9 protein-coding genes and 1 pseudogene are annotated in these 13,883 nt (G+C 71.1%); 4 read left to right on the forward strand and 6 right to left on the reverse strand.

From position 1 onward, the window contains the following. Positions 1-237 (reverse strand): annotated as a pseudogene (locus AC51EU_RS18670) (hypothetical protein); the annotation flags it as partial. 302 nt (positions 238-539) lie between these two features. Here AC51EU_RS18670 and AC51EU_RS18675 point away from each other — a divergent pair. The 3 genes from AC51EU_RS18675 (at position 540) to AC51EU_RS18685 (ending at position 7,213) form a co-directional block, all read left to right on the forward strand. Then, the gene (locus AC51EU_RS18675; RefSeq protein WP_496268127.1) at positions 540-1,037 is read left to right on the forward strand and encodes a DUF6912 family protein; all 498 of its coding nucleotides are present in this window, start codon (positions 540-542) and stop codon (positions 1,035-1,037) included. A 133-nt stretch (positions 1,038-1,170) separates the two neighbouring features. Further along, complete coding sequence (locus AC51EU_RS18680) at positions 1,171-1,833, forward strand: HAD family hydrolase (RefSeq protein WP_496268128.1); 663 nt, start codon at positions 1,171-1,173, stop codon at positions 1,831-1,833. A 424-nt stretch (positions 1,834-2,257) separates the two neighbouring features. Next, on the forward strand, positions 2,258-7,213 hold the full coding sequence (locus tag AC51EU_RS18685) for an NAD-glutamate dehydrogenase (protein ID WP_496268129.1): 4,956 nt from the start codon (positions 2,258-2,260) through the stop codon (positions 7,211-7,213). A 75-nt stretch (positions 7,214-7,288) separates the two neighbouring features. On the opposite strand, the gene AC51EU_RS18690 is transcribed toward AC51EU_RS18685, so the two are convergent. Then, positions 7,289-8,128 carry an ABC transporter ATP-binding protein gene (locus tag AC51EU_RS18690; protein ID WP_496268130.1) on the reverse strand — a complete coding sequence of 280 codons (840 nt, stop codon included), beginning with the start codon at positions 8,126-8,128 and terminating at the stop codon, positions 7,289-7,291. After that, a complete protein-coding gene (locus AC51EU_RS18695; protein ID WP_496268131.1) occupies positions 8,085-8,996 on the reverse strand; it encodes an ABC transporter permease in 912 nt (303 codons plus the stop codon). Before AC51EU_RS18695 ends, AC51EU_RS18690 begins: the two co-directional genes overlap by 44 nt. Positions 8,997-9,177: 181 nt before the next feature. Between AC51EU_RS18695 and AC51EU_RS18700 the strand changes: the two genes are divergently transcribed. Further along, on the forward strand, positions 9,178-9,819 hold the full coding sequence (locus AC51EU_RS18700) for a TetR/AcrR family transcriptional regulator (RefSeq protein WP_496268132.1): 642 nt from the start codon (positions 9,178-9,180) through the stop codon (positions 9,817-9,819). Positions 9,820-9,901: 82 nt separating this feature from the next. Here the strand turns inward: AC51EU_RS18700 and AC51EU_RS18705 are convergent, their stop codons facing one another. The 3 genes from AC51EU_RS18705 to AC51EU_RS18715 all read right to left on the reverse strand — a co-directional run bounded on the left by AC51EU_RS18705 (position 9,902) and on the right by AC51EU_RS18715 (position 13,850). Further along, positions 9,902-12,232, reverse strand: coding sequence for a bifunctional glycosyltransferase/CDP-glycerol:glycerophosphate glycerophosphotransferase (locus AC51EU_RS18705; protein ID WP_496268133.1), 2,331 nt, complete (start codon positions 12,230-12,232; stop codon positions 9,902-9,904). A 170-nt stretch (positions 12,233-12,402) separates the two neighbouring features. Then, the gene (locus AC51EU_RS18710) at positions 12,403-12,858 is read right to left on the reverse strand and encodes a GtrA family protein (protein ID WP_496268134.1); all 456 of its coding nucleotides are present in this window, start codon (positions 12,856-12,858) and stop codon (positions 12,403-12,405) included. After that, on the reverse strand, positions 12,858-13,850 hold the full coding sequence (locus tag AC51EU_RS18715; protein ID WP_496268135.1) for a glycosyltransferase family 2 protein: 993 nt from the start codon (positions 13,848-13,850) through the stop codon (positions 12,858-12,860). Before AC51EU_RS18715 ends, AC51EU_RS18710 begins: the two co-directional genes overlap by 1 nt. Positions 13,851-13,883: the final 33 nt, after the last annotated feature.

Genomic DNA, 13,883 nt, shown 5'->3' on the forward strand with positions numbered 1-13,883 from the left:
GGGGCGCCGGGCGGGGCCTTCGGCGCTCGCGGTGCTGGTGGGGTGCTCCCCGCGGGTGGCAGGGTCTGCTCCGGCGCCGTTCCGCGGCCGCTCGCCGGGGCCCGTGGAAGTGTCCGGTACGGGTGAGGTCTGCCGCTGCTGCGGGACGGAGGGGAGGCCCGAAGGCCGGGAGGAGACCGCCGGTGCGGGCGGCGGGTCGAGGAGGTGTGGCGGGATGGGTGTCGTGATGCCGGACATGCTGGCGCCCCCGTTCTGCCGGGCCCGGTGGATTACCGGACAGTAGCTTCGGTGGAGCCCTTTTATCGGCGGGACCGGCTCGGCGGCAATGGCCGCCCTGGGGATACGGGTGGACGCGAAAGTTCACCCTTTCGGGTGTCGGAGGCTTCGTTGAGCGGCGGAATGTATCCCTCCGGGGCGCCGCGTGGACGCGGGACGGTCCGCACGGACACCACGACGAGGGATACGCGCCCGTATGCTGACGGGACTTTTCCCGATCTGGTACCCGGCCCGACTCGGTCGTACGAGCGAAAGCGACGGTCATGCGCGTCTATGTCCCCCTGACCCTTCCCGGTCTCGCAGAGGCGCACAGGAGCGGCGAACTGGGCCCCGGCCCCCTGGAGGCGTACGCGGTCACGCCGGCGCTGCGCGAGTGGTGCCGCACCGACGACGTCGAGGAGCTGGAGTACGCGGCCCTGAACGGCGCCGCCGAGGGCGCGCTGCGGCGCCTCGCCGGGGACCCGGAGGCCGCGCGGCGGCGCGTCGTGGTGGCGGTGGACGTGCCGGACGCGGCGGTCGCCGGACCGGGCGGCGGCGAGGGCGTGCCGGGCCGGGTCCGGGTCGCCGGATCGGTGCCGATGACCAAGGCGGCGGCGGTGCACGTGGACTCCCCGGACGCCGAGGAGGACATCGCGGCGGCGGCCTCGGCGCTGGACGGCGCGGACCGGGGCGACGGCGACGCCCGCTCCACCGTCGACGGCGCGGCGGACCATGACCTGATGTGGTTCGGCGTCCAGGAGATCCCGCAGCTGATCGGCTGACGCGGCCGGGCGCGGGCCGTCCCGGCCGGCGGGTCCGCGCCACCCCTCCCTGGCCTCCCGTTCCGTGTCCTGACCCTCACTGTCAGTGCCTGCCGGTACGGTTTTCGTATCGGTCGCATCAGGGGGCAGGAACATGGCACGGCACAGCGCACATCTCGTCTGGGACTGGAACGGCACGCTCTTCCACGACATCGACGCCGTCATCGCGGCGACCAACTCCGCGTTCGCGGAGATCGGTATGGAGCCGATCACGCTGGAGCGCTACCGGGAGCTGTACCGCGTCCCCGTGCCGCTCTTCTACGAAGGGCTGATGGGGCGGCTGCCGACGGACGACGAGTGGCGTGTGATGGACGACACGTTCCACCGGCACTACACCGAGCACCGGGTGCGCTGCGGTCTCGCCGACGGCGCGGCCGGTCTGCTGGCCCAGTGGCGGGAGGACGGCGGGACGCAGTCGTTGCTGAGCATGTTCGGCCACGACGAGCTGATACCGCTGGTGCGCGGGTTCGGGATCGAGGAGCACTTCGTGCGGGTCGACGGGAGGACCGGGCCGTCCGGGGGCGGCAAGAGCGACCACATGGTGCGGCATCTGGCGGCGCTGGAGGGCGTGGACCCGGCCCGTACGGTCGTCATCGGTGACGCGGTGGACGACGCGGTGGCGGCACGGCACGCGGGCGCGGCGGCGGTGCTCTACACCGGGGGCTCGCACGGCCGGGAGCGCCTGGAGGCCGTGGGGGTGCCCGTGGTCGACACCCTGGCGGAGGCGGTACGGACGGCCGCCCGGATGGCGGTGTGACGGAAGGGGGCGGAGGACCGGTCGGGGGAGGTGGCGCCCGAGGAGCGATGGCGTGCGCCCGGTACGGCGCGTCGCGGGCTTGTCCGGAAGGGCCAAGTTCCGCCGGTCGATTTGTACGGAAGAGGCCGATGACGGTAACGGCGCAGAGAGAGATAGCCTTGCAGCGTGATCAGCGCGATAGTCCGCGGGGGCACCGAGGCCCCTGCTGTGCGCCCGGGACACCACGGTGACCGGGCGGCGGCTGATCGATGCGGCCACCAGTGCATGTCGACAACGTCAAGACTCGTCGATGACGGCACGGCCCTCTCTCACCGCGGCATAGCGTCGACACCGACAGGACACCTCGCGTCACGGCGGCGTTGTGCAGCTTCCACGGAGTTCTTCCACGACGTCACGCAACGGCGCGCGACAGGAGCCAGAGGACATGCAGACCAAGCTGGACGAAGCCAAGACCGAGCTGCTCGAACGGGCCGCCCGGGTCGTTGAGAACCACCAGGCCGGCGGGAAGCCCCCGGTACGCGGCCTCGACCCGGACACCCTCACGGGATACCTCCAGCGCTACTACCTGCACACCGCCCCCGAGGACCTCTCCGGCCGCGACCCGGTCGACGTCTTCGGCGCCGCGCTCTCGCACTACCGCCTCGCGGAGAACCGCCCGCAGGGCACCGCGAACGTCCGGGTGCACACCCCGACGGTCGAGGAGAACGGCTGGATGTGCAGCCACTCCGTCGTCGAGGTCGTCACCGACGACATGCCCTTCCTGGTCGACTCCGTCACCAACGAGCTGTCCCGCCAGGGCCGCGGCATCCACGTCGTGATCCACCCGCAGGTCATCGTCCGCCGCGATGTGACCGGTAAGCTCATCGAGGTCCTCGACAGCAACGACCCGCACAGCGGCAAGGACGGCGGGCCCGCGGCCGAGCTGCCGCACGACGCGGTCACCGAGTCGTGGATCCACGTCGAGATCGACCGCGAGACCGACCGGGCCGACCTCAAGCAGATCACCGCCGACCTCCTGCGGGTGCTCTCCGACGTCCGCGAGGCCGTCGAGGACTGGGAGAAGATGCGCGGCGCCGCGCTGCGGATCGCCGACGAACTCCCCACCGAGCCCACCGCCGACGATCTCCGCGACCAGGAGATCGAGGAGGCCCGCGAGCTGCTGCGCTGGCTCGCCGCCGACCACTTCACCTTCCTGGGCTACCGCGAGTACGAGCTGGTCTCCGCGCCCGGCGAGGGCGGCGCCGAGGAGGACGTGCTGACCGCCGTGGCCGGCACGGGCCTGGGCATCCTGCGCGCCGACCCCGCGCACAGCGCCGACGACGGCCACCCGGTCTCGCCGTCCTTCAACCGGCTGCCCGCCGACGCCCGCGCCAAGGCCCGCGAGCACAAGCTGCTCATCCTCACCAAGGCCAACAGCCGGGCCACCGTCCACCGCCCGTCCTACCTCGACTACGTCGGCGTCAAGAAGTTCGACGAGCAGGGCAACGTCATCGGCGAGCGCCGCTTCCTCGGCCTGTTCTCGTCGGCCGCGTACACCGAGTCGGTGCGCCGGGTGCCGGTGATCCGCCGCAAGGTCGCCGAGGTGCTGGACGGCGCCGGCTTCACCCCGCACAGCCACGACGGCCGTGACCTGCTCCAGATCCTGGAGACCTACCCGCGCGACGAGCTGTTCCAGACCCCGGTCGACCAGCTGCGCTCCATCGCCACCAGCGTCCTCTACCTCCAAGAGCGCCGCCGTCTGCGGCTCTACCTCCGCCAGGACGAGTACGGCCGCTACTACTCCGCGCTGGTCTACCTGCCGCGCGACCGCTACACCACCGGCGTCCGGCTGCGCCTGATCGACATCCTCAAGGAGGAGCTGGGCGGCACCAGCGTCGACTTCACGGCCTGGAACACCGAGTCCGTCCTCTCCCGGCTGCACTTCGTCGTCCGCGTCGCGCCCGGTTCGTCCCTGCCGGACCTCACCGACGCCGACGTGGAGCGCATCGAGGCCCGTCTGGTGGAGGCCGCCCGCTCCTGGGCCGACGGCTTCGCCGAGGCCCTGACCGCGGAGGTCGGCGAGGAGCGCGCCGCCGAGCTGTTGCGCCGCTACCAGCACGCGTTCCCCGAGGGCTACAAGGCCGACAACAGCCCGCGCAGCGCGGTCGCCGACCTCCAGCACCTGGAGAAGCTCACCGGCGAGCCGGGCCAGGACTTCGCCGTCAGCCTCTACGAGCCGGTCGGCGCGGCCCCCAACGAGCGCCGCTTCAAGATCTACCGCCGGGGCGAGCCGGTCTCGCTGTCCAAGGTGCTGCCGGGCCTGAACCGCCTGGGCGTCGAGGTCGTCGACGAGCGCCCGTACGAGCTGCGGCGCACCGACTCCACCCTCGCCTGGGTCTACGACTTCGGGCTGCGGATGCCCGAGCGGGTCGACGGCGACAACGCCCGCGAGCGCTTCCAGGACGCGTTCACCGCGGTGTGGACGGGCGCCGCGGAGAGCGACAACTTCAACCAGCTCGTGCTGCGTGCCGGTCTCGACTGGCGCCAGGCGATGGTGCTGCGGGCGTACGCGAAGTACCTGCGGCAGGCCGGGTCGACCTTCAGCCAGACGTACATGGAGGACACCCTCGCCAACAACGTCCACACCACCCGGCTGCTGGTCTCCCTCTTCGAGGCGCGGATGTCGCCCGAGCGCCAGCGGGCCGGCACGGAGCTGACCGACGGTCTGCTGGAGGAGCTGGACGGCGCCCTCGACCAGGTCGCGTCGCTGGACGAGGACCGCATCCTGCGCGCCTTCCTCACCGTCATCAAGGCGACCCTGCGCACCAACCACTACCAGCGCGACGCCGAGGGCCGGCCGCACAGCTACCTGTCGGTGAAGCTGGACCCGCAGGCCATCCCGGTCCTGCCGGCGCCCCGCCCGGCGTACGAGATCTGGGTGTACTCCCCGCGCGTCGAGGGCGTCCACCTGCGCTTCGGCAAGGTCGCCCGCGGCGGTCTGCGCTGGTCGGACCGGCGGGAGGACTTCCGGACCGAGGTGCTGGGCCTGGTCAAGGCGCAGATGGTCAAGAACACCGTCATCGTGCCGGTCGGCTCGAAGGGCGGCTTCGTCGGCAAGCGGCTGCCGGACCCGGCGCAGGGCCGGGACGCCTGGCTGGCCGAGGGCGTCGCTTGCTACCGCACCTTCATCTCGGGCCTGCTGGACATCACCGACAACCTCGTCGCCGGTGAGGTCGTCCACCCGCAGAACGTCGTCCGCCACGACGGCGACGACACCTACCTCGTCGTCGCCGCCGACAAGGGCACCGCGACGTTCTCCGACATCGCCAACGAGGTCGCCCAGGACTACGGCTACTGGCTGGGCGACGCCTTCGCCTCCGGCGGCAGCGCCGGCTACGACCACAAGGGCATGGGCATCACCGCCCGTGGCGCCTGGGAGTCGGTCAAGCGCCACTTCCGCGAGCTGGGGCACGACACCCAGACCCAGGACTTCACGGTCGTCGGCGTCGGCGACATGTCCGGTGACGTCTTCGGCAACGGCATGCTGCTGAGCGAGCACATCCGCCTGGTCGCAGCCTTCGACCACCGGCACATCTTCCTCGACCCCAACCCGGACGCGGCCGTCTCGTACGCCGAGCGCCGCCGCCTCTTCGAGCTGCCGCGCTCCTCCTGGGCCGACTACGACACCAAGCTGCTGTCGCAGGGCGGCGGGGTGCACCCGCGGACGGCGAAGTCCATCCCGATCAACGCCCATGTGCGGGCCGCCCTCGGCATCGAGGCCGGGGTGAAGAAGCTGACGCCGGCCGAGCTGATGCGGGCCATCCTCAAGGCGCCGGTGGACCTGCTGTGGAACGGCGGCATCGGCACGTACGTGAAGTCGTCCGCCGAGTCCCACGCCGATGTCGGCGACAAGTCGAACGACGCGATCCGGGTCAACGGCGAGGACCTGCGGGTCAAGGTCGTCGGCGAGGGCGGCAACCTCGGTCTGACCCAGCTGGGCCGTATCGAGTTCGCCGGCACCGGCGGCAAGATCAACACCGACGCGATCGACAACAGCGCCGGTGTGGACACCTCCGACCACGAGGTGAACATCAAGATCCTGCTCAACGCGGTGGTCACCAACGGCGACATGACGGTCAAGCAGCGCAACAAGCTGCTCGCCGAGATGACCGACGAGGTCGGCGCGCTGGTGCTGCGCAACAACTACGCGCAGAACACCGCCCTGGCGCTGGCCCAGGCCCAGTCCGCGAGCATGCTCTACGCCCAGCAGCGCTTCCTGCGCCGCCTGGTGCGCGACGGCCACCTCGACCGGGCGCTGGAGTTCCTGCCCACCGACCGTCAGATCCGCGAGCGGATCAACGCCGGCCGGGGTCTGACCCAGCCGGAGACCGCGGTCCTCCTCGCCTACACCAAGATCACGGTGGCCGACAAGCTGATCCGCACCGGACTGCCGGACGACCCCTACCTCCAGCACCTGCTCAACGCGTACTTCCCCACCGCCCTGCGCGACAACTTCGCCGAGCAGGTCGCGGGCCACGCGCTGCGCCGTGAGATCGTCACCACGGTGCTGGTCAACGACACCGTCAACACCGGTGGAACGAGCTTCCTGCACCGGATGCGGGAGGAGACCGGGGCCTCGCTGGAGGAGGTGGTGCGGGCGCACACCGCCGCCCGTGCGATCTTCGCGCTCAACCAGGTGTGGGACGACGTCGAGGCACTGGACAACAAGGTGCCCGCCGCGACCCAGACCCGTATCCGGCTGCACTCCCGCCGGCTCGTCGAGCGCGGCACCCGCTGGCTGCTCAACAACCGCCCGCAGCCGCTGGCCCTGTCGGAGACCATCGACTTCTTCGCCGAGCGGGTCGCCGAGGTCTGGTCCCAGCTGCCCAAGCTGATCCAGGGCCGTGACCTGGAGTGGTACAACACGGTGCTGGCGGAGCTGACCGAGGCGGGCGTGACCGAGCAGCTGGCCGCCCAGGTGGCCGGTTTCTCGTCGGTCTTCCCGGCGCTGGACATCGTCGCCATCGCGGACCGCACGGGCAAGGCGCCGCTGGACGTCGCCGAGGTCTACTACGACCTGGGCGAGCGCCTGCGGATCAACCAGCTGCTGAACCGCATCCTCGACCTGCCGCGCAACGACCGGTGGCAGTCGATGGCCCGCGCCTCCATCCGCGAGGACCTCTTCGCCGCCCACGCGGCGCTGACCTCGGACATCCTGACGGTCGGCAACGGTTCCTCGACGCCGGCCGAGCGCTTCACGGCGTGGGAGGCGGACAACAGCGCCATCCTCGGCCGGGCCCGCGCCACGCTGGAGGAGATCCACGGCTCGGAGGGCTTCGACCTGGCGAACCTCTCGGTGGCCATGCGGACGATGCGCACCCTGCTGCGGACGCACAGCTGACGCGTCCCCGTACGGCGACGGCCCCGGAGCACCCGCTCCGGGGCCGTTCCCCGTTGTGCGTCCGCCCGTCCGGTGTCAGCGGTGCGCCTCGTAGGCGGCGACGACCTCGTCGGTGGGGCCGTCCATCAGCAGCTCGCCCTTCTCCAGCCACAGGACGCGGTCGCAGGTGTCGCGGATCGACTTGTGGTGGTGGCTGACGAGGAAGACGGTGCCGGCCTTCTCGCGGAGTTCGCGGATGCGTTCCTCGGAGCGCTTCTGGAAGGCGCGGTCCCCGGTGGCGAGCGCCTCGTCGATCAGCAGCACGTCGTGGTTCTTGGCGGCGGCGATGGAGAACCGCAGCCGGGCCGCCATGCCGGACGAATAGGTGCGCATCGGCAGGGAGACGAAGTCGCCCTTCTCGTTGATGCCGGAGAAGTCGACGATGTCCTGGTGGCGCTCGCGGACCTCCTCGCGGCTCATGCCCATCGCCAGCCCGCCGAGGAGGACGTTCTTCTCACCCGTCAGGTCGTTCATCAGCGCGGCGTTGACGCCGAGCAGGGACGGCTGGCCCTGGGTGTAGACCCGGCCGCTCGCGGGCGGCAGCAGGCCCGCGACGGCGCGCAGCAGGGTGGACTTGCCGGAGCCGTTGGAGCCGATGAGGCCGATCGCCTCCCCCTTGTGGGCGACGAAGCTGACGCCCTTGACGGCGTGCACGGTGCGGGTGCCGGCGGTGGTGGTGCGGCGGACGAGGCGGCGCAGCGCGGAGACTGCGTTGCCGCGGCCGCCCCCGGCGCCGTGCACGGTGTAGACGACATGGACGTCGTCGGCGATGACGGTCGGCACCCGGTCCGAGGTCGGCGCCGACGACTCGGCGCGGGGCGCGGTGACGGTGTCAGCCACGGCCGTACTCCTCCTCCGCCTTCCAGAAGAAGACATATCCGGCGGCGCCCGCGAGCAGGGCCCAGCCCAGGGCCGCCGGCCAGATGTGGGGCGGCAGGTCGCGGGCGTGCACGCTGTCGATCAGGGCGTACCGCATCAGGTCGATGTAGAGCAGTGCGGGGTTGGCGTTCAGGAGCGCCGCGACGAACTCGGGGGCGTGGCGGGTGAAGGTGGAGAGGTTGTAGAAGACGCCCGAGACGTACATCCAGGTGCGCAGGACGAACGGCATCAGCTGGGCGGTGTCGGTCGTCCGGGCGCCGATCCTCGCCATGATCAGGGCCAGGCCGGCGTTGAAGACGGACTGGAGCAGCAGGGCCGGGACCATCAGCGGCCAGCGCCAGGTCGGTGGCACTCCGCAGAGCAGCACGATGGCGGCGAGCACCCCCATGGAGAAGAGCAGCTGCTGGAGCTGGACGAGGGTCTGGGCGAGCGGCAGGCAGGCGCGCGGAAAGTGCAGGGCGCGGACCAGGCCGAGGTTGCCGGACAGGGCGCGGGTGCCGGCCAGGACCGAGGACTGGGTGAAGGTGAAGACGAAGATCCCGGTGCACAGGTACGGGATGTAGTCGGGGATACCGCGGTTGGTGTGCAGCAGCATCCCGAAGATCAGGTAGTAGACGCCCGCGTTGCACAGCGGCGTCATCACCTGCCAGAGCTGGCCGAGCCGGGCGGTGGTGTAGAGCGCGGTGACCCGGGCGGTGGCGAACGCGGTGATGAAGTGCCGCCGGTCCCAAAGGCGGCGGGTGTAGACGGCCAGCGGGGGCCGGGCGCCGCTGACGGTCAGCCCGTGGGCCTCGGCGAGGGCGCGCAGCCGGGGGTCGGGCGGGGCGCCGGGGGCCGGTACGGGGGGAGCGAGGGTGTCGGGCATGGGGCCGCTTTCGTACGGGACGGGGCCGGTGGCCGGGGTGCGGACGGTGTGCGGGGGCGTGTGCGGCGGGGACGGACCGGGACGGGAGTACGTCGGAACGGGTCCGTATCGTCGCGACGTCGACAGTAGGGCGGCGGGACGTCGGAACGCAACCGTATCGTCGTGACGGTATCCTCATGACATGGCAAAGGACGGCAGCGCACACGACCCCGCGACGGCACGCCGGGCACCGGCGGGAGCCGCGGTGCTCAGGGAGGACAAGACCGCGGCGATCCGGGCGGCGGTCTTCGAGGAACTGGCCGCGGCCGGCTTCGCCCGGATGTCGATCGAGGGGATCGCCCGGCGCGCCGGCGTCGGCAAGACCGCCGTCTACCGCAGATGGCGCTCCAAGCTCCATCTCGTCCTGGACGTGGTCTCCGCACTGGCCGCCGAGGGCCTGCCCACCCCGGACACCGGCACCCTGCGGGGGGATGTGCGGATGCTGCTGGAGGTCGCCGCCCGCACACTGCGGCACCCGATGGCGGCGCAGATCGTCCCCGACCTGCTGGCCGAGGCGGCCCGCAGCCCGGAGCTGGCCGAGGCGCTCCGGGGCGCCCTGCACGACAGCCAGGAGGGTGTCACCGCGGCGGTGGTCTCCCGGGCCGTCGCACGCGGCGAACTCCCGGCCGGCGCCGATCCCCGGCTCGCCCTGGACCTGCTGACCGGCCCGCTGTACTGGCGTCTGCTGGTGGTCCGCGACACGGTCCCGGACGGCTATCTCGACGCCCTGGCCGACGCGGTCACCGGCGCGCTCGGCGCGCGGCCGGGGCACACGGGTCAGTAGCGGCCACCGGAGCCGTGAAACGCCGAGGGGCGCCCCGGCGGAGAGTTCCGCCAGGGCGCCCCTCGGCGCATGAGGTGCCGGGTCAGCCGGCCAGGTCGGCGTCCGACGCGGTCACGTCGTCGGCCCCGGTGCGCGGTGCGCTCACCTTGCCCGTGGCCCCTTCGCCGGCCGCGGCGCGCGGCGACGGTGCGACGGTGCGCTCCTGCGCCGGCAGCGGCTCGGGCTTCTCGTCCTGCCCCAGGAAGATCCGGCGCACCACGCGCTCGGCGGCGTGCCCGTCGTCCCACTGGCAGAAGCGGGCACGGAAGGCGGCCCGCAGCTCGGTGGCCTTCTCGTCGTCCCAGCGGCCGCTGCGGAACGCGTCGATCAGCTCGTCCTCGGTGGTGGCGATGACGCCCGGCGTGTCGCCCGGCTCGCCCGAGAGGAGGTTGAAGGTGACACCGCGGGAGCGGACGTAGGTGTCCCAGTCGTCGGTGTAGTTGATGATCGGCCGGTCGAGGTTGGCGTAGTCGAACATGATCGACGAGTAGTCCGTGATCAGCGCGTCGGCGGCCAGGCACAGCTCCTCGACGACCGGGTACGCGGAGACGTCGATCAGCGCGCCGCTCTCCTGGAGGGCCTGGAGGGCGGGGTTGGCGTCGTAGAAGTAGTGCGTACGCACCAGCAGGACGACGTCCTCGCCCAGCTCGCGGGAGAGCCGCTCCAGGTCCAGGCGCGGGACGTAGCCGACCTGGTAGTCGCGCATGGTCGGCGCGTAGAGCACCGCGGTCTTGCCGGGGGCGATGCCCAGGCGCTCGCGGATGTCCAGGACGTCCTGCGCGGTGGCGCGGTAGTAGACGTCGTTGCGCGGGTAGCCGGTGTCCAGCGACTGGAAGTTGCAGGGGTAGACGCGCTCCCACTGCTCGGTGGTGTGCTGGTTGGAGGAGACCGAGAAGTCCCAGCGGTCGGCGCGGGCCAGCAGCTTGCGGAAGCTCATGCCCTTGGCGGCGGCCGGGTAGCGCTTCTGGTCGGTGCCCATCGACTTCAGCGGGGTGCCGTGGTGGGTCTGGAGGTGGATCTGCCCCTCCCGCTTGACCACGTTGTCCGCGAAGTTGACGTTGTTGACGAGGTACTTGGCGCGGGCCATGACCTCCCAGTAGCGCGGCGAGTTCGGCACGACGTAGTCGATGCCGGCCGGGACCTGGTCGGCCAGGGACTCCTTGACGACCCAGACGCCGTGGACGTGCGGCGCCAGCTCCTTGGCCTTCTCGTAGATCGCCAGCGGGTTGCAGGCCGGCAGGCGGTTCCAGTACGCGGCGTAGACCGCGAGGTTCTCGTCGATCGGCTGCCGCATCAGGGCCTGGTAGCGCAGGTCGACGGCCTTGCGCTTGGCCTGGCGGATGCGCTTGTTGGCCTGCTTGCGGACGACGCGCTGGACCTTGCCGGCGACCTTGAGGCCGGCCAGCGCCGGGTAGGCGTCCTTGGCGAGCAGCGCGTACTTGCCGCCGGCCACGCCGCCGGGGCGGACGAAGCCCGCGGGCACCCGCATGCGGTAGTCGCGGGCGGCGCGGTGGAAGAACTCGGCCTGGGCGTTCTGCGGGAGGCGGCCGGGCTTGTCCAGGATGGTCAGGAAGTGGTCGACCATCTTGCGGAACATGTGCGGGCGCCAGCGCGACAGCTCCGGGTGCGCGTCCAGGTAGGCGAAGACCCGGGCGTACTGGTCGAAGACATCGAAGTGCTTGCGGCTGGTGGTGCGCAGGATGTTGCCGCCCTGCCGGCGCTGGCGGTAGTGCAGGCAGACCCGGTCGAGGACGGCGATCCGCTCGGCGGTGATCAGGGTGCAGAACGTCCAGGGGGCGTCCTCGTAGTAGCCCACGGGGAACTCGAAGCCGTGCTGCTCGACGAAGTCGCGGCGGTACGCCTTGTTCCAGACGATCTGGAGCAGGTCGAGGATCTCCGGGCGCTCGCTGAGCGGGAAGGACGGGCTGCCGCCCTCGTCCAGCAGCTCGGAGCGCATGTTGCGGCGCACCGAGCCGTCCCAGTAGGTGCGCGCGTAGTCGAAGATCAGGATCTCGGGGTTCTCGGTCGCCTTCAGCCGCTCGTCGAGGGCGGTGAAGGTGCCCGGCACGAGGGTGTCGTCGCTGTCGAGGAAGAGGATGTACTCGCCGCGGACCTTCTCCAGACCCCGGTTGCGGGCCAGGCCGAGGCCGACGTTCTCGGGCAGGTGCAGAACCTGGACGCGGGGGTCGCGGGCGGCGTACTCGTCGAGGATGGCGCCGCTGCGGTCGGGGGAGCAGTCGTCGACGGCGATCAGCTCGAAGTCCGCGAAGTCCTGCTCCAGCACCGAGTCCATGCACTCACGCAGGAAGCCCTGCACTTTGAACACGGGCACGATGATGCTGAAGCGCGGAGTTCCGGACTCTATCTCGGACATGCGGCGTTACTCCTCGTGACGAACCGAGTGCAGAAAGCAGAAATGCCCCCAAAGGGGCATGCATATTGTCGGTCATGATGACCGCTGTTCATCGGAAAAGGTTCCTCCTTGTTGCCTGAATGTTCTATGGGGCTCGTCACACGTCCCGTTAAGTCTGTACATAAGGGACATTACGGCCTGTTTGTACCACGCCGAAACGTCGCAGGGGAGCCCTGGAATTCGCCATCCTGGCCCCGGTGTTGGCGCCCGGCCAGCAGCACGCGCCCCGACACCAGGTAGGTGAACGGGAGCGCGAGGGCCGCCGCCGGGAGCGGCGCGGCCCGCGAATCCATCCCGCACCAGCTCACCAGCACCACGAGCCCCGCACTCTGCGCCCCGTAATTGGTCACCTGGGTCAGCGGGAACAGCGCGAACTTCCGCCAGGTCGGCCGGGTGCGGTACGTGAAGCGCGTATGGAGGAGGAAGGCGCAGGCCAGGCTGGTGAGGAAGGCCGCGGTGTAGGCCGCGAAGTACGGCAGCAGCAGATGCAGCGGCAGATAGCAGGCGTAGAAGACGGCGGTGTTCGCGACGCCGACGAGGACGAAGCGGACCGGCCGCCCGGTACGGCCGAGTGCCGGGCGGCGCATCAGCCCGGCCCGGGACTGCCGGTGGTACCCGCCCCCGCCGGGGCCGCCGCGGGCGCGCCCGGCTCTCCGGCCGTCTCCTCCGTCTCCTTGACCAGGAAGTGCGGCCGCCGCTTGGACTCGTAGTAGATCCGCCCGACGTACTCCCCGACCAGGCCCAGTATCACCATCTGGAGACCGCCCAGCCCCACCATGATCGCCACCAGCGTCACATAGCCCGGCGCGGTCACCCCGCCGGCCAGCGTGGCGCCCACCACCCACAGCGCGTAGAGCGCCGCCAGCGCGGCCAGCCCGAGACCGGCGTAGATCGCCATCCGCAGCGGCCGGCAGTTGAACGAGAGCATCCCGTCCAGCCCGTAGTTGAGCAGCGCCCCCGTCCGCCACTTGGTCTCCCCGGCCTCGCGGGCGGTGCCCCGGTAGTCGAAGGTGACGGTGTCGAAGCCGACCCAGGAGAACAGGCCCTTGGAGAAGCGGTTGTACTCCGGCAGCGACAGCAGGGCGTCCACGGCGGGCCGCGACAGCAGCCGGAAGTCTCCCGCACCGTCCGCGAGTTCGACGTCCACCCAGGTGTTGACGGCGCGGTAGTACAAACGGCTGAGCGTGCGGCGCAGCGGGCGGTCGCCGGTGCGGTCGCGGCGGGCGACGACCTGGTCGTGGCCGAGCAGATGCAGGTCGAGCATCCGGCCGATCAGCTCGGGCGGGTGCTGGAGGTCGGCGTCCATGAGGATCACCGCGTCGCCGGTGGCCGCGCGCAGGCCGGCCAGTATGGCGGCCTCCTTGCCGAAGTTCCGGCTGAACGAGAGGTAACGCGTGGTGCCGGAGTGCCGCCGGGCGAGGGCGCGCAGCCGTCCCAGCGTGCCGTCGGTGCTGCCGTCGTCGACGTAGTGGATCTCGTACTCGACGCAGAGGGCGTCCAGGGCGGTGCGCAGTGCGGTGTCGAACCGGTCGAGCACGGCCTCTTCGTTGTAACAGGGGACGACGAGGGAGAGCTTCACGTACGGGCCCTTCCGTCGGGGGCGGGCGGCGGC

The sequence above is a fragment of the Candidatus Streptomyces philanthi genome, from assembly GCF_059553635.1.

Excerpts from the sequence above, each read along its gene's own strand:
- AC51EU_RS18685 (WP_496268129.1), top strand. The coding sequence starts at position 2,258 with ATGCAGACCAAGCTGGACGAAGCCAAGACCGAGCTGCTCGAACGGGCC.
- AC51EU_RS18710 (WP_496268134.1), bottom strand. The coding sequence starts at position 12,858 with ATGCGCCGCCCGGCACTCGGCCGTACCGGGCGGCCGGTCCGCTTCGTC.
- AC51EU_RS18680 (WP_496268128.1), top strand. The coding sequence starts at position 1,171 with ATGGCACGGCACAGCGCACATCTCGTCTGGGACTGGAACGGCACGCTC.
- AC51EU_RS18705 (WP_496268133.1), bottom strand. The coding sequence starts at position 12,232 with ATGTCCGAGATAGAGTCCGGAACTCCGCGCTTCAGCATCATCGTGCCC.
- AC51EU_RS18700 (WP_496268132.1), top strand. The coding sequence starts at position 9,178 with ATGGCAAAGGACGGCAGCGCACACGACCCCGCGACGGCACGCCGGGCA.
- AC51EU_RS18690 (WP_496268130.1), bottom strand. The coding sequence starts at position 8,128 with ATGTCTTCTTCTGGAAGGCGGAGGAGGAGTACGGCCGTGGCTGACACC.
- AC51EU_RS18675 (WP_496268127.1), top strand. The coding sequence starts at position 540 with ATGCGCGTCTATGTCCCCCTGACCCTTCCCGGTCTCGCAGAGGCGCAC.
- AC51EU_RS18695 (WP_496268131.1), bottom strand. The coding sequence starts at position 8,996 with ATGCCCGACACCCTCGCTCCCCCCGTACCGGCCCCCGGCGCCCCGCCC.